10 protein-coding genes are annotated in these 17,189 nt (G+C 33.9%); 1 reads left to right on the forward strand and 9 read right to left on the reverse strand.

The features are described from left to right. Window positions 1–26 precede the first annotated feature (26 nt). The 9 genes from EV196_RS07945 to EV196_RS07985 form a co-directional block, all read right to left on the reverse strand. Window positions 27–1,256, reverse strand: a complete 1,230-nt coding sequence (locus tag EV196_RS07945) for a family 16 glycosylhydrolase (RefSeq protein WP_132217114.1) — start codon at window positions 1,254–1,256, stop codon at window positions 27–29. A 220-nt stretch (window positions 1,257–1,476) separates the two neighbouring features. Next, window positions 1,477–2,955 (reverse strand): sulfatase family protein, encoded by a 1,479-nt coding sequence (locus EV196_RS07950; RefSeq protein WP_132217116.1) that lies wholly within the window; start codon window positions 2,953–2,955, stop codon window positions 1,477–1,479. A gap of 169 nt (window positions 2,956–3,124) precedes the next feature. Beyond that, a complete protein-coding gene (locus tag EV196_RS07955; protein ID WP_132217118.1) occupies window positions 3,125–4,540 on the reverse strand; it encodes a carbon starvation CstA family protein in 1,416 nt (471 codons plus the stop codon). A gap of 17 nt (window positions 4,541–4,557) precedes the next feature. Further along, complete coding sequence (locus EV196_RS07960) at window positions 4,558–5,691, reverse strand: hypothetical protein (protein ID WP_132217120.1); 1,134 nt, start codon at window positions 5,689–5,691, stop codon at window positions 4,558–4,560. Further along, window positions 5,684–7,609 (reverse strand): FAD-dependent oxidoreductase, encoded by a 1,926-nt coding sequence (locus EV196_RS07965; protein WP_132217122.1) that lies wholly within the window; start codon window positions 7,607–7,609, stop codon window positions 5,684–5,686. The genes EV196_RS07960 and EV196_RS07965 overlap by 8 nt, the downstream gene beginning before the upstream one ends. A 48-nt stretch (window positions 7,610–7,657) precedes the next feature. Beyond that, on the reverse strand, window positions 7,658–9,229 hold the full coding sequence (locus EV196_RS07970) for a sulfatase (protein ID WP_317128014.1): 1,572 nt from the start codon (window positions 9,227–9,229) through the stop codon (window positions 7,658–7,660). A 65-nt stretch (window positions 9,230–9,294) separates the two neighbouring features. Beyond that, window positions 9,295–11,697 (reverse strand): alpha-amylase family protein, encoded by a 2,403-nt coding sequence (locus tag EV196_RS07975; protein WP_132217126.1) that lies wholly within the window; start codon window positions 11,695–11,697, stop codon window positions 9,295–9,297. Window positions 11,698–11,714: 17 nt separating this feature from the next. Next, window positions 11,715–13,586 (reverse strand): CRTAC1 family protein, encoded by a 1,872-nt coding sequence (locus tag EV196_RS07980; RefSeq protein WP_132217128.1) that lies wholly within the window; start codon window positions 13,584–13,586, stop codon window positions 11,715–11,717. Window positions 13,587–13,596: 10 nt separating this feature from the next. Next, the gene (locus tag EV196_RS07985; protein ID WP_132217130.1) at window positions 13,597–15,057 is read right to left on the reverse strand and encodes a hypothetical protein; all 1,461 of its coding nucleotides are present in this window, start codon (window positions 15,055–15,057) and stop codon (window positions 13,597–13,599) included. 261 nt (window positions 15,058–15,318) lie between these two features. On the opposite strand from EV196_RS07985, the gene EV196_RS07990 reads away from it, so the two are divergent. Beyond that, entirely contained in the window at window positions 15,319–16,941 is a 1,623-nt protein-coding gene (locus tag EV196_RS07990; RefSeq protein WP_132217132.1) for a sulfatase, read from the forward strand. The last annotated feature ends 248 nt before the right edge of the window (window positions 16,942–17,189 follow it).

A 17,189-nucleotide genomic window follows, 5' to 3' on the forward strand; every position in this document is an offset into this window, starting at 1 on the left:
TTAAAATTGTTTAGTAGTTATAAGTTTTAGTTGATAATAAGTTTTTTTGTTTCTATGGTGTCTCCAGATTTTATTACAACGACGTAAAATCCTGATAGTAAATTGGAAACAGATACTTTAAAAGGCTCCATTGTTTTAACAACATTAATTAATTCTACACCAGCAACATTATATATTAAAATTTGACAATCACGTGGCGTGGATATATACAAATCTTCAAATTTGTTGCTGTCAAAAGGATTCGGAAAGATTTTAGTGTTATTTAAACTTGAATATTTATCATCTAAACTTAATGTTCCCTTTTGCCACACTCTTAAGTATTCAATTTCAAAATCCACAACCCCATCATCTTTTTTTTCTGCTGGACTGTTTAATTCTAAATCGGCTAAACTTGTTGGCACACCATGCCATGGAAAAGTTTCTTGATCGAACCATAGTTTTATTGGCTTGGTCACTACATAATTTTCATTCGCACCATTACCACCATTATTATTTGCAACATCGTTATAGGCATTAATAATGGTTCTGGGTACATCTCTAAATAAAATACCATCAATATAAATTTTAACACCATCAACACTCCAATCAAAACCATAAGTATGAAACGCATCGGCTACGCGAAACCCTAAATCATGGCTTTCAGTGTATGTGGTTCTACCATTACCTGCAGAACTCCAATCGTGTATAGACCACCAAAGTTCTTTATCCTTCCATAACTTATTCGTTTGTCTATGGTCGCCAAAAAATTCGAAAAAATCAAATTCTGTATTATTGCCTGTGGCCCAAAAGGAACTGGTTACTTCGGCATCAGCAGCTTTACATTTAACTTCCAAATAACCATAAACGAATTCATTTTTAGCAATGACAGCGGCAGTTGTAATATTTTCGTAAGGATCGCCAACAGCGTCAACAGAAGGCGAAAATGCGTAACCAGGCTCCCATCGGGTTTCTAATTTTAATTTTCCATCTTCTAATCGAACATTGTTTGTTGAAAACTGAGAAGGTGCTCGTCCTTTAAAATTGGATTGAAAAACACCGTTTCTTCCTTGAATAAGCCATTTGTTTTCATTTAAAACCGAAGCATCAAACTCATCACTTATATTAGAGTTTATTGTCCAATTCCCACTATTTGTTGGGTCGGACAACGGATATACTTGCGCGTTGGAAACTTGGATGAATAACGCTAAAAACCCTACAGCGAAATAGAGATTTCTTGCAGAATTAAATTTTGTAAATTGTAGGGTAATTTTATGCATACACTTTTTTTTGTAAAGATAAAATGCATACTTCTAAAATTACCTTGTAGATTTACCCATGAATTATTGATTTTTACCCTTTTAAAACGAAATGTCCCTTAAACCTCCCCAAATAATTATAAATAAATTTAGTACAAAACAAAAAACACCAGTAGCAAACAAAGCTGTTCGCTACTGGTGTTTATATTATTACAATTAATCCGTTTTTACTTTAAATGAACTAATTTGAAATTTTGAATGTATTTATAAACTCACCCATTTTCTTTTCTTTCCAAACTTCTTTCAAACTTTCTGGATCGAACCAACGAGGTTCCGTATGACCAATACTCCACTTTTGAGCTCCTAAAACCATCGATTTTAATTGTTCAGGATATTTATTACTAATATCTTGTTTTTCACTAATATCATTATTTATATTGTATAATTTCCATGGGCTGTTGTATGCCTTCGTTGCTTTCCATTCATCTTGTCGAACGCCAACATCCGAAAAACCTGAACGATGACGCATCGCAAATATCATTTCACCCGCACGTGGATTTTTATTATTAATTACCGCATCCCAAATATTTTTACCATCAAGAATCTTATCTTTTGGTATTTCTGCTTTTGCTAAACCAGCAAATGTTGGATAAAAATCGAGCGCAGAAACAGGATAGTCAAATCGTTTACCTGCTGCTATATGATTTGGCCAATGAAAAAACATTGGAACTCTAAAGCCACCTTCGTAAACATCGCCTTTCACACCTTTAAGTGGTGTATTATTAGCACCTTGATCTGTTCTACCTCCATTATCACTTAAAAAAATAATAATTGTATTATCAAACTGATTGGTTTCTTTAAGTGCTTTTACCAAATCGCCTACACCTCTATCTACAGCATAAACCATACCTGCGTAGGTACGTCGTTTTTCGTCCTTAATATTACTAAACAATTTCATATCTTCTTCTTTAGCTTCTAATGGCGTATGTGGTGCATTATAAGCCAAATACAAGAAAAATGGTTGTTTCTTTTTTGCAGCATCTTTAACAAAGCGAACGGCTTCTCGAGATAAAGCATCTGTTATATATTCAGTTTCTTCTACGGATTTTCCATTATGATCTAATGGAGTTAAGTAATCCCATATGTTTTGGTTACCTGCCGCTACTTGCTGTTTATATTTTGGTCCATACACACTTGGAAAATATTCATGTCCTCCACCTAAAAAACCATAAAAATCATCAAAACCCCTATTGTTAGGGTGAAATTCTGTTGCTTCACCTAAATGCCATTTCCCTAAGGCACCAGTATAATATCCTGATTTTTGCAATACATTACTAATAAAAATTTCATTTACAGGAATACCTTCACTGGCACTAGCTTCACTATTCGCAGGAATGTTAAATTGTGAACCAAATTCATGTGGGTACCTCCCTGTCATTATACCTGCTCTACTTGGTCCGCAAAACGGATGCGATACATAAGCTGAGGAGAAAACAGTCCCATTCTTAGCTAACTTATCCATTTCTGGTGTAATGATATCTGTTGAGCCATTAAACCCAACATCAGCATAACCAAGGTCGTCACATAAAATAAAGAGAATATTTGGTCTAGAATTAGAGGTTTCGACTGTTTTAACAGATTGACTGTTTAAACCTGAACAAGATGCAAACAGCAATACTATTGACAAAATCAAACTATTATTTATACTTTTATTAATCATGATTCTTAAATTATATTTGAATTGGAATATTTTCAAAAATTAACACGGAAACGAAATTACATATTAAACCCTTCCTTTTTGATTTCAATTTTATCATAAACCGAATCTGAATTACCTCTTTTATTTAGTAAAAAGCATTCTTTTCTATATTCTAAAAACTAAATAAATTTTAATTTTCATATCGATTTGACAATAAAAACCAACATGAAAGACTTAACGAAACCAAAATTCCAACAACATACGCTATTGTATAATCAATTTGAAAACCTTCGGGTGCTACTAGAATATAAGTTATTACCACAGCAGTCATAAAAGCCGCCGGAATTAATATAAACCATGTGCTTTTATTCCCCTTTTTCATATAAATGGCAATCGCCCAAAGCACAATGGTAGCTAACATTTGATTAGACCATCCAAAATATCGCCATATAATATCAAAATCAATTTTAGTTAAAGCCAAAGCCGCTAAAAAAATTGGAATGGTAACAATGAGACGTTTAAGCAACTTGGTTTGATTATAATTAAAAGAATCAGCTATAATTAATCGGGCACTTCTAAAAGCAGTATCTCCCGAAGTTATGGGCGCTGCAACCACACCAAAAATAGCCAAAATACCACCTATTTTACCGAGTGTGGTGTTACAAATAACATTAACCACCCATGCTGCGTTGTGTCCTTCTCGAGCCATTGTTTCACCTAATTCTTTTACACCTCCAAAAAATGCCATAGCCATGGCTGCCCAGATTAAGGCAACAATACCTTCTGTTATCATAGCCCCAAAAAACACTTTTTTACCTTGTGCTTCATTTGAAATACAACGAGCCATTAATGGTGATTGTGTTGAATGAAAACCTGATATAGCACCACATGCAATGGTTATAAATAATAAAGGAAAAACGGGATAATTTTCAGGATTAGAATGCATATTTGTAAAAGTATGCATGGTTAGTTCTGGAATAGTATAATCTTGAAACATTAAAGCGAGAAACAAACCTACCGCCATTACTAAAAGAGAAAGACCAAAAACAGGATATATCTTACCTATTAATTTATCGATAGGAATCAGAGTCGCTAATAAATAGTAAACAAAAATTACAGCAACTAAAAGCGATACATCTACTCCTGTTAATTCTTGCAATATGGTAGCAGGTCCCTTTACAAATACCACGCCTACTAGTATTAATAGCACTACAGAAAATACCCGCATAAATTGTTTTACACTATTACCAAGATATTTCCCAACAATCTCTGGAATACTGTCGCCACCATGTCTAATAGAAAGCATACCTGAAAAATAGTCATGCACAGCACCAGCAAATATAGACCCAAAAACGATCCATAAAAACGCCACTGGCCCCCATAATGCTCCAGCAATAGCTCCAAAAATAGGCCCCAAACCAGCTATATTTAAAAATTGAATAAGAAATATTTTTCCTAACCCCAAAGGTACAAAATCAATACCGTCTTGTTTTGTTATAGCAGGCGTTTCACGATTGGGATCCATCCCAAACTTTTTTTCAATATAGTTACCATAAACAAAATAACCTAAAACTAAAATTAAAATACTTACTAAAAAACTTATCATATTATTAAACGCTAAGGTTACAGTTTGTCTTTATTTTTTATATAAAACACCTCTACTTTTTGCTGTTGCTGTGTATCTAAATTTTCATTAATTAGAAACCAATAAGTTCGACGTGCTATTAAAAAATTCGTCTCCAATAATGGAATTGTACAATCAATTACTTTAGATGAATTTGCATTTCTACTTTGCATCAATTCTAAAAACACCATCACTTCTTGAAATGATTTTAAATTAGGTATCTCAACACAAAATAAATCTAAATACGCTTTTGATATTTCAAACGGACTAGCATGAAGCGATTTTATAGCTGCAATTTTTTGTTCCTGCCCTCCTCTGTCGAAAATATTTTTCACTACTGAAAAGTATATACTTTTGGGAGCTGTTTCAATATATTTAAAAGAGGCTCTTAATAAATTCGCATCCTTAAAAACACGATTTAAAACAGCATTTGTAAAGTCTTCTCCATAAACTTTTCGTTTGGTTAATTCATTTAGTGCTAATAAATAATAATCCTTATTTTTTTCATTCAGAAAATCTAAAAGTTGTTCATTAGATACAGTTTCTGTTGTATTCTTTTTTATAAGTGCAACCATGTTTCCATTTACCCAATGCCACAAGGTATAACAGGTTAATGCTGCTCCGGCTACCGTGTCTTTTTCATCAAGTTCCAAGGCCGTAGCTCCAGAAACCGCATCAACGTCTTCAAAATCTGTTTCATCAACAACGGTTAAAACCTCATCCAATCTTACCTCTTTAAATGGCGAATTTTTATTGGAAAGAATAGATTGAAGTTTCACATAATCTTCGGACTCAAACAAATCGGCTTCATATTTTTCGAGGGTGGCTCCTTCTTTTAGCTTATAGTTTTGATATTCACCAATGTTATTCCAAAAAATTCGAACAGGAATAACCTTGCAAACCTGCTCTAAACAAATCACAGATTTCACATCCATATAATATTGAATAGGCAGGCCGTCTTTATTTTGAATTTCTATGAGAACGACTTCCAAAGGTTCTTTTTCCCCTGGATGTTTAACATAAAATGTGTGCTGAATTTTAATTTCGTAATTATTGGAAACATCAGTGCCACTTTGGAAAAATATCCAAAAAGGAAATATTAAAATAATGACAATATTCAGTTTACTAAGCATAACAACGAATCTCGAATAATTTCACATGTTCGGCACCATAAGTTTCTGTCATTTTCACCCTTATAGCCGTAACATTCATGCTATCAAATTTAAATTTTATCAAACGTGTACGGTTTTCTTTAATATCTCCAATATTTTGCCAAACACCATTTACACGCCCTTCCAAACTTAAAGATTTCAACATTTCAGGCGGAATAGCATTTCCATAAAGATCGTCATTTCTACTATCTTTACGCATCATGATGTTCCGCTTTACATTGGTATCGCACTTTATCTCTACTGATGAAAGTACTGTTGGCAATTCCCATTCCAATTGAAGTTCGGCAGATAATCCATCAGATTGCCAATGGTTAATTGCACCATCTATATCTCTTGATATACCATTAGTTAAATTTTTAGCATCACCAGATAGTGTTGTTGAACCAAAAATTAAATTAGCTTTTCTTGCTAAATCATTTGGGTCATTAGCAGGACGTTTTGGGATAAAAACGTCATCTCTCATTATTTGTTCTTGAAGTTCATTAATATGTTTTTGAGCTACTTCTCTAGGCAATATATTTTTCTTATTACAAATAGTTGCCGCTGTTCCTACAGCCTGCCCCATTAAGGCACAAGTTGCCATAATTCTTGAAGATGAGAGTGCAATATGTGTTTGACTTACATTTCGACCAGCAAACATTAAATTAGATACATTTTTAGAATACAAAGCTCTAAAAGGAAACTGATATACTTCATCAAAATGATGATGAAAATAACTTGGTGGCTCTGAAATATTTTCGATTCCTCCCGGATTATGTTCGTCTAACGACCAACCACCAAAAGCGATGGTATCTTCAAACTGCTTATATTCAGTCATGTCTTTTTCAGAAACAATATAATCGCCAATAAATCTTCGGGATTCTCTTCTTCCAGGTAATGAGCCTACCCAATCTAGTGCTAAATTTTCAGCTTCAGGGAACTTTCCTGAGTTTTTAATATAATCCCAAACTCCATGTAAATAACCCATTAATTTATGCCTATTCACCTCAAAATCAGCAATAATATCACCTTCACTACCTACTTCAATCCACCAAATACCTTCATGATAACCTGCAAATTTTCGTTTTGGACTTGCGCCTTCGTGAGTGTATTTTATAACATAAGATGGCGGACTATATTTTATAGGCCGACCCATATCTTTTGAAGACATCAGAAGTGTAGCTCCCATTTGCCACCCATCTGGCTCATCTGGGGCGTAGGTTTCATTAAACTCTGCTTTTCCTTCTCTTCCCGTTCTATATTCAGCTCCTGAAGTTGCTGCTAATAATCCATCACCTGAGCAATCAATAAATATATGCGCATTAATAGTATAAAGAATTTCAGTTGTAGCTTGCCAACACAAGGCAGATTTTATAATATCATCTTTCATTACAGCCTCTACTGCCTGTGTATTTAACATCAAGGTTAAATTGGGTTCTCTTACTACAAAATCATACAAAACATGGTCGAAAATAGGAAAAGATTCTTGTTCATTTTCAAAACGATTATGCAAAAGCATTTCTTCTATAATGCCAGTTTCACGTTCTGCTTCGCCATTATTAAGTTGATTTACACCATTTAAATGTACACGCATTTCACTTGATGCGTTACCTCCTAACACTGGTCTGTCTTGCACTAAAACGGTTTTAGAACCATTACGAGCTGCGGCAACGGCTGCACAAATTCCAGCTGCACCACCACCTATAACAGCAACATCATAACCAATTGTTTTTTTTCTAGAAGGCATACCCGTCTTTCCTGTACCAAGATGGTACCATTTATCTAATTTCCTATCGTAAACGACATCCTGAGTACTTGCACAAGAACTGGCAACTAATGGAATGACACCAGCAGCTATGGCCGCTTTTGTTCCTTTTTTAAAAAAATCTCTTCTTTGCATGTCTTAAAAAGTTTAATAGTGTTTTATTACTTAGTAGGTTATTTCGTGTTAGCTTTTTGGCAGATTACCTTTCCATCCTTTATCAAACTGAATCATTAATTTGGTAACCAAATCTGGGTTTTTATCTGCAATATTTACCGTTTCCAATGGATCCTTTCTATGGTCATACAGTTCGATGAAAATCGGTTCCTTTTCAAGATGTGCTCTGTCTTTCCAAACTATAAAACGATATTGTTCGGTACGCATGGCATAACCCATCAACGTATTTTCGAACATGTCGCGATTCCATTTTTCTTTTTGCTGTTCAATAACTCGACCTTCAACTTCTTCAATAAGAGGTCCGAAATAGGTTTCTCTCATGGCAGGTCGCAAAGGATAACCACCCCATTCACGCAGAGCCGGTGTTGGAAATTGACTAAATGCAGCCGTTTTCCATGTTTTATTAGGATTTTCAATTAATTCTTTAAAGCTATATCCTTCAACAGTTTCTGGCGTTTGCAGACCTACTAAATCACATAAAGTAGGATAAATATCTACCAATTCCACTAAAGCATCTGTTTTTTTTCCACGAGTTTCTTTTGGCATATTGGGTGTCCAAATCATCATTGGTACGCGTGTTGCAATTTCATAATTAGTTGCTTTTCCCCAAATACCCATATCGCCTAAATGCCAACCATGGTCACTCCAAACCACTATAATGGTATTTTCTCTAATACCAGCCTCTTCTAAGGCTTCAATCATTTTACCAAGTTGTGCATCTACATAACTCACACAAGCTAAATAGGCATGTTTTAACGTTTTGGCAAGTTCCAAATCAATGGATCCTTCTTTAGGAATGCCGTCTCGTACACGTAGCTCAAATGATGGATGCAATCCCATTTGAGCACCGTGATATGGGATAGTATCTTGTGAAGTTATAGTAATTTTATCTCGGTCATATAAATCCCAATACTTTTTTGGAGATGTCCAGTTTAAATGTGGTTTATTAAATCCAAGACCTAAAAAAAATGGTTTATCGTCTTTCGCCACCATTTCTTTCATGGTTGCTATCGCTAAATCTGTATTGTATCCATCAATATAACTATTATCCGGTACATCGGCACATTCGTATGCAGGACCACTGGCTAAACCAAATTTTGCGACATCACCATATTTTTCAAGCATTAACTTTCGTTGTCTCTCCGTGGCTTCAATATTTTCTTGTAACGCAAATCCACCGGGTTCTTTTATGCCTTTTACTGTCATGCTATCTACAGCAGGTTTTCTGCTCCAAGACAATTCATCATCTAAATCGCCATGATGGAATATTTTACCTGTATAGACAGTTTCATAACCGTTTTGTTTAAATATTTGAGGCAAGGTTACCACATCGGGATTGGCTTCCCTAAATTTGATGTAATTATGGAAAACGCCGCTGGTTTCAGGACGAATTCCTGTTAACAAACTTGACCTTGAAGGACCACAAATAGCTTGTTGACAATAAGCTTTATTAAATAATAAACCTTCACTAGCTAACTTGTCTAGATTCGGACTTATTGCAATATCAGACCCATAACACCCTAATTCCGGACGTAAATCGTCAATAGATATAAAAAGGATGTTTGGTTTTTTCCTTTGCAAAACTTGCTGTTCTTTACAAGAAAAAAGAGCGATGATTATTAGTAAGCAAATAACTCGATTCATACTTATTTTATTTCTAGTAACAACACTTCTTCTGATGCTAAGTTAAAATCAGAATCAACAGAATTAGATGTTATTAAATTTTTAATAGTTAATGGTGCTCCTGATTTTAAAGACAATTTAATCTTAGTGGCATCGTTGCCTACATTAAGTAAATTAAGCAAGTAAGTACCATTTTCTTGCTTAACAACTCTCGAAATTGTTGTTTTGAAGTCCTTGCCGTTATCAGATTCAATAATCACTTCAGGCATCTGACCTGCTACTTCAGCTAGTGCTATCTTTTTTATTTTTGAAATATCTGCATCTTCTAAAACTATAAGCTTGCCTTTACCTGAGGTTAATTTCTTATTTCTTTTTTGCCCATATTCGTTCATTGATAAGCTTTTAGAAGAATCAAGAATTACTTTACCTCCATTATTCAAATAAGACTGCAACGCATTAAATTCAGCATTGGTTACATATTTTGTATTATAAACAACTACAGTATTCCAAATACTATTATCTTGTTTTTCAATGATATTTTTAGTGACGAAACCTAACGGCAAGCCTTCAAAAAACAAGGATTCATATAGCTTTCCGGTTTTCGTCATATAATTGGATGTATTAATGGCAGAGGTTTCAGAATAAAATAATCGTAACGGACGAGGTTGTTCGCGAAGCTTTACTATTTCTTCAGAAAAGGTATTTAAATCATACATAACCTGAGTCACTTCGTTAGCTATATGAGGTTGCATGTTGTTTGAACCAGCATAAGCACCACCTAAACCTGGATCAAAGAAATTAAGTTCACCTTCCAATCTATCTTCTGGAGAACCATCGGGATCTCTTGCCCAAAACCATCCCATATTGGCATCCATACCCATTAAGGTTGATAACCAATAAACATTACGAACGTAACTAGTGCGTGCGTGCATATCTCTCCACATACCTGATGAAAGAAAGTGAGATTCAGAATTTACATTGATTTTATTTGGACCAACAGACTCTAAAAAATCTTGTAAAATAGCCATCCCATCCCACTTGTAGGCGTATTGCTCAACCCAATCAGACTTTATCTGCGGTCTAATACTTGGGCCACCTAAAGCTTTGGCATCATGACCAATCATTGTAGTTAATTCAGTAAGCGCTTCAAAGTCCATCCCATGAGAACGTGAATCCTCATAAAATGTACGTGGGAATAATTTAATATGAGTATCTGCTTCAGGGTTTACGGCATGTAATTCATCTTGATTAAATTTGAACCAATTTGTAACTCTATCCATATTATAACGGTTCCAATCAAACCAGATAGGTTTACCTTGTAATGCCGTATCTATTGGGATTTCTATATTCACATTATTGAAACTAGTAAATGAAGTGTTCCAATTTGAATTTAGCGTTTTAATATTACCGTTGTATTTATTTTTCAACCATGACTTGAAATTATTAAGAGTGTATGATGATATCCCATTCATCTCTTTATACTTGTAAGTCCAGTGATCTTTTTCTGAAAACCAGTGTGGCTCGTTAGCAAAAATATATCCTAGTTCCGTCACTTTTTTACCTTTTGTCAATTCTCCTGTGCGACGGATAATTTTTCCCCATAAATCTCGAGCTACAGGGTTATCAATATCAAACCCAGTAAATAAGGAACGTCCTTTTCTTATTTCTGGCTCTTTGGCTTCAACCCACTCTGGAATACCCATAGACCAATAAATCAGGAACCCTATGTTGGTATCTGGAATACCCGTAAGTTCCTTTATAAGTTCCTCATCAAAGGTTCCATCTTCTTTTAATAAAAATGAGTTAATGGCACGGTCATGGTCCACTGGATATAGGTTCTCACCACCATGATAAATGGCCCCTAAGTGATCATTATATACAGATTTATTAGTTAAAGGTTGTCCTACCGTTTTTGAAAAGTAATCATATGGAAAAGAAGGTTTACCATTGCTTACAAACATGTTATCTCCAGCTTTAGTATTTTGCCAATCTACTTTGTTCACAGGACGACGTGTAGTTTCGCCACTAAGCTCCTTATTTAATGCTTCTATACCTTTATCCAATATTTGAATTACTTTTTTACGTTCAAAATCAGGCAATTCTTCGGCCATTTGATCTTTTTTATCAGCATAATAGCGCTCATATCCAAACAACTTTGCAACAGCATCTTTATTGGACTCATCCCAATTGGCAAATTTTAAAAATTCCTTTGAAAACCATAGTACCGTCTCTTCTCTAGTGACATCAATAGATTTTGACCGAGCCTCTTCCATTAAAGACTCAAGATTGCTTATTTTTCGCAACGCCTCTTCTTCCAGAGTTACAGGTTCTTTTTTACAACCTATAAATGAGAATGCCGCAATTAATAGGAGCCCTAAAAAGAATTTCGATACTAATGATTTTTGATTACTTTTTTTAGTTTTCATCTTTATTATTTAGTTTTTTATTGAAATATCAAAAATTTACCTGCTTGATATATTTTGTTAATTCCTGTTAATGTTAAACTTTGATTTTCTCCATTACTCCAAGTGACTACAGCTTCTTCGACCTGGTCACATTCACCCAGTCCAACGTGTATATACGTATTAAAACTATGTGAATATGGCGAAGACGAAGCGCCTACAATACGTTTGTATGTACCATTACAAGCTCTAATTAATAGTGATGCTCCCACAGCGGTCGCTTTTCCTGATGGCGAATTACCTATATTTACTTGTAAGTAATTATTTTTAGAGATCGTGTTATTTGTGAACAAATGCCATCTACCTCTTTCGTTGGCATAAATTATATCTAGGTCGCCATCTTTATCATAATCAAAACCATCAGCGCCCATTCCTGTCGCACCTAATTCATTTCTAATGATTCCATGATTTTTTGAATTTAGAAATTTCTTTCCTTTTTCATTAAGATATAAAAATTGTTCTATTTCACTTGCAGAATGTCCATAACGTACCACAAAAATATCGTCCCATCCATCATTATTAAAATCACCAATTGCGGAACTTGTGGTTTGCTCAGAAATATTGATCCCATATTTAATACTAACATCTACGAAAATACCATTTCTGTTTTCTAACAATTTTGCAGGCATATCCTCAAGTATAACAACCTTTGGTTTTTCCATAACATTATGTATTACTGCAGAGTTTGCAGCATCTGTATCGCCTTCAATACGCCAATTACCATCACCTAAATACCCTATGTATATTCCTTTTTTTGATGTGTCTGTTGGCCACCCTTTTGCTTCTTCTTGAGTTAGGGAAAAATCATGCTGTCCGTGCTTATCTTCTTTACGTTCGAACATTTTTTTATTAGCACCAATGAAAACATCAAAATGAGGAAATGCCATTTGAAGGTTTTCTAATTTGAAATCGCCTTTTATTTTTAGATTGTCATACAGAAAAGGTTTGTTTCTTTCGAAAAAGTAGAAGGTTTTAGTGTTTTCATCGTAATCACTTTCTGAATCAAAGGGTTCTTTAGACCGCGTTAAAAACAAGTCTAAATCACCATCGTTGTCAAAATCAATTTCAGAAATACTATTTACATTTTCAGTATTTGAGATGTCACCTAAAACTTGTTCAGATACATCTTCATAATCGTTCACACCATTTCCTTTAAGAGCTAATATTTTTTTGCCACCATAAAACAAGATATCTGTAATAGCGTCATTATTAAAATCCGTTAATAAAGTACGCATATTAAAAGCATCAGCAGTTGGTAGGTATTTGTTAAACTCAAATTGCAATTCTTTATTTGCTTCATACAAAAAGTGGGCATGATTTAGCTTGGTACCGCCTGGAAATGAGGACGTCACTAAATCCGTCACGCCATCTTTATTCATGTCAACAAATTTAACGGCTCTACCTCTGCTGCCTTCAAAATGTGAAAAAGCTTCACCGCCTTGTATCGTTCTATCTAAATTAACCTGAAACGACAGCGTTTTACTTGGCTTCGCGCCATTTCCACCTCCTGGTTGCACCAAAATATCAATAAGTCCATCTTGATTATAATCTCCAACAGCTAAACCATGCGTATCTCCAAAAATAAATGGCTTACCCTTAATATAAGTGCCTTTGTTATTCCAAAATATTTCGACTCTTCGAGCATGATCGGTAAGAAGTAAATCTAAATAACCATCTTGGTCCAAATCTGCAATTACTGCGTTGTCAAATTTTCTGCGTGAACGGTCTTCTAGAGGTATTATTTTTGAATTTGCTTCACTAAATTTAATTTGATTTAGAAGCTCAATGATATGGTTTTCTTGGGCGTTTATTAAACTTGAAAACAAAACGATGGTAAGGAAGATATATCTCATTTATAAAAATTTATATTTTATTTGAATTGTAACTATCTAATACATATATATTATTACCTGTGTCCTTAATATATAGCTCCAATGTTTGGAAGCTTAAATCTATTTTTATGTTCATTTTAAAAGAAAAAGCTTCTAACGGATTTACTTTACCCAAATCAATGCCTTGGATAACTTCTCCAGATTCATTTTTCACATGAAGGATTGCCTTGCCTTCAATAAAAACACCATAAGAGCCACTTACCTCATTTATAGAATTATTGAAATTCAACTTTTTTGTTATTACTCCTGTTTTATTTACATCTAAAACTGGTGTAGATTCTATTTTGGCTGCGCCTTGAATTTCTATATATTCAAAACTATTATTAGGCATTAAATTATAAATAGGTGTTTTAATTTCTGTTTCTAAATACCCTGTTTCTAAACCGCTATTATAAATTTCAGCATTAACACCATACTCGTAATTCAGATTTTTATCATAGGGTTCAAATATTTTTACAAATGCGGTTTTATTTAATTTATCTACAAAGCACATCCAAGGTTTTGCTGCGATGATTCTCAGTCCACCCATTAAATTATAATCGTAGTGAAGTTCATATATTCCAGGCACTACTTCGCCTTTCCAATTGGTGCCATGATTGTAATATTTCTCTATATGACTGGGATTGTTTTTGTCTATCGGAAACCTATTTCTATCAATAAAATTCCATCGAGATTGTGGCGTTGCTGTTATTTCAAATGGTTTGCCATTTGAAAGTTTATGGTTTTCGTCAAACGGAATATAAGCTAAAAAGTTTTCACCATCTTCCAAATTAGGATTACTTCTTGAAGGATGCTGACTCGTGATTTTAAGGCCTCTTTCAATAGCATTTTTCCCTTTATTTATTAAGGAATGTTTTATAAAAACTAAACTTTTACCATCTTCAATATAAAGACTGCGTTTATATTGCAATTGCTCTTCTATTTTTTGTGGCGTGCTAAATGATTTTGTTTGATAATCATAAACAGGAACTGGTAAATTTTGAATACCCGAACTCACATTAATTGATTGGTAACCTTCTGCGTTCGTTGATATATCTGCTACATAGGGGCTATCACCCATAATTGCAGGTGGTGGCCAGCGTCTTGTTTTTTCACCATTACTATTAATAGCAACATTATCTACTGGAATTGGCACCAAGCGATATCCTCCAAAATTTCGCCATTCATCTTGCTTAACATTATCATTTGAGATAAAAAATTTTCCAAGGAGCTTCGGATTTATCCATAACGATTTAACATCCCCTAAATTAAATTCTAAAACCCTTCCTGCGGCATCTGGAACGACAGCAACATTTATAAATTCATTTTTAATAACATACACATTATCCCAGCCCCATTCTTTATAATTATCAACCATAGTTATAACAGGATTTGACTGTGCAAAAACACAGATATTTATGATAAAAAATATGTATGAATAGATAATTTTCATTCGGATTTTATACGGAATTATACCAAATAGCTAAATAATAACTTAATACTTGCTTTTATTAAATGAAAATTACCCATTATTAATTCAAATTTACCCTTTAGACTTATCTTCATATCAAAAACTAATTACTTCGTCATTTATGGGTAATATACTTTTAACAAAAGATAATATTAAAGAAGTTCTTTTTAATTAAAAATTGGTAATTTGAATATTGTAATCTTAAATAAATTACGATCAAAGAATTATTCAAACCTTTATATAATGAAAAACATAAATTTTATATTTCTATTCGCTTTTACATTTGCAATTTCATTCAATGGTTTTTCACAAAATAAAAAGCAACCTAATATATTGTTTATTGCAGTTGATGATTTAAGAGCTGAATTAGGGACTTATGGTTCAGACATTGTAAAATCGCCTAATATTGATAAGCTTTCAAACTCGGGTGTACAATTCAATCGTGCCTATTGCCAACAAGCCATTTGCGGACCATCTAGAGCCAGCATTATGACGGGAGCTCGACCAGAAACCATTAATGTTATCGATTTATTCCAGGATTTTAGAGACAACCGACCTAGTATTATAACCATTCCTCAATATTTAAAAAACAATGGTTATGAAACAGTTTATACTGGAAAAATATTTCATGGCCAATACACAGACGAAGAAATGTCTTGGAGCAGGAAAGCTGTAAAAGTAAAAGTCGGTCCAAATGTTCCAGAAACAGAAGGTGGTTATGCCCTTGCAGAAAACCAATTGATGTATTTAAAAAATAAAATTGCCTTAGAAGAAAAATATGGAGAAAAAGTAATACGTGAAAATTGGCTAGCCAAAGGTCCTGAAACTGAATGTGCCGATGTCCCTGATGAAACTTATGAAGACGGATACAATACGTTATCTGCAATAGCTACACTTAATGAGATGACTAAGAGCGACAAACCTTGGTTTCTTGGACTGGGGTTATTAAAACCTCATTTAGATTGGATTGCTCCTAAAAAATATTGGGATATGTACGATGAGTCGAGTATTCCTATTGCTACACAAGTAAATCCTCCAAAAGACGGAGCATCCATGGGTTTATCAGAATCTTTAGAAGTTCGTGTGGGTGCTGATATGCCAAAAACAGCTGAATTCTCTCCAGAATTGCAAAAAAAACTACGCCATGGTTATTATGCGTGTGTAAGTTATATTGATGCACAAATTGGTAAAATGGTTCAAGCTTTGAAGGATTCTGGTCAATATGATAATACCATTATTGTATTATGGTCTGACCACGGATTTAACTTAGGCGAAATGGGTTATTGGGGAAAGGCAACTAATTATGAAATGGCTACACGAGTTCCTTTTATAATAGTAGCACCTGGAGTTACCGATAAAGTTAAAGGACAACAATCTGAAGCTTTAGTAGAATTAGTTGATGTATTTCCAACCTTGTGCGATTTAACGGGGTTACAACAACCAAAGCATTTAGAAGGGAATAGTCTTGTGCCAATACTTAAAAAACCAAGTTTAAAGTCAAGTAAACCCGCTTTCAGTTTGTTTCCTACCCCTGCTTTGCGTGAATGGGCTGCTAGACCTTTTACACCGCCATTTAGAACAGCTTTTTTTATGCCTTTAATAGAAAAAATTGAAACCAAAATTAAAACTCAAATGGGCGATAAATGGAATCGAAAAACCTTCGAAAAGTTTGTGATGGGTTATGCCATGCGTACCGATAAATACCGTATTATTATTTGGAAAGATCGACGATTTCCTGATGACACACCTCTTTTTGTGGAGCTTTTTGACAATGAGAATGACCCCGAAGAAACCGTTAATATTGCTGCTGAAAACCCAAAAATTGTAAAAGAACTTACTACTTTGTTTAACAAAACATATTACTAAATAATTAGTGCATTTATAATTATTGAAATCCCTATAACTTTAAAATAACTGTGTCAAGAGAAAAAACAGAAATAAAATTATTTTGTTTACGTATATTTTATTACTAACTTTTTGGTTATAAGCTATTATTAACGCTCAACTTAATCACATATATATCCTTTGTTTGCTCTAAAAGTATAACTGAATTTTAGCCAAAAAATGTCTGCTTTAAAAATGGTAAATTATAATAAGTAATGGGTAATTTCCTT

The sequence above is a fragment of the Mariniflexile fucanivorans genome (assembly GCF_004341235.1).
GTDB classification, from domain to species: Bacteria; Bacteroidota; Bacteroidia; order Flavobacteriales; family Flavobacteriaceae; genus Mariniflexile; species Mariniflexile fucanivorans.

Bases quoted from the DNA above. Each gene is read 5' to 3' on its own strand.
- EV196_RS07945 (WP_132217114.1), bottom strand. From the start codon at position 1,256: ATGCATAAAATTACCCTACAATTTACAAAATTTAATTCTGCAAGAAAT.
- EV196_RS07950 (WP_132217116.1), bottom strand. From the start codon at position 2,955: ATGATTAATAAAAGTATAAATAATAGTTTGATTTTGTCAATAGTATTG.
- EV196_RS07955 (WP_132217118.1), bottom strand. From the start codon at position 4,540: ATGATAAGTTTTTTAGTAAGTATTTTAATTTTAGTTTTAGGTTATTTT.
- EV196_RS07960 (WP_132217120.1), bottom strand. From the start codon at position 5,691: ATGCTTAGTAAACTGAATATTGTCATTATTTTAATATTTCCTTTTTGG.
- EV196_RS07965 (WP_132217122.1), bottom strand. From the start codon at position 7,609: ATGCAAAGAAGAGATTTTTTTAAAAAAGGAACAAAAGCGGCCATAGCT.
- EV196_RS07975 (WP_132217126.1), bottom strand. From the start codon at position 11,697: ATGAAAACTAAAAAAAGTAATCAAAAATCATTAGTATCGAAATTCTTT.
- EV196_RS07980 (WP_132217128.1), bottom strand. From the start codon at position 13,586: ATGAGATATATCTTCCTTACCATCGTTTTGTTTTCAAGTTTAATAAAC.
- EV196_RS07985 (WP_132217130.1), bottom strand. From the start codon at position 15,057: ATGAAAATTATCTATTCATACATATTTTTTATCATAAATATCTGTGTT.
- EV196_RS07990 (WP_132217132.1), top strand. From the start codon at position 15,319: ATGAAAAACATAAATTTTATATTTCTATTCGCTTTTACATTTGCAATT.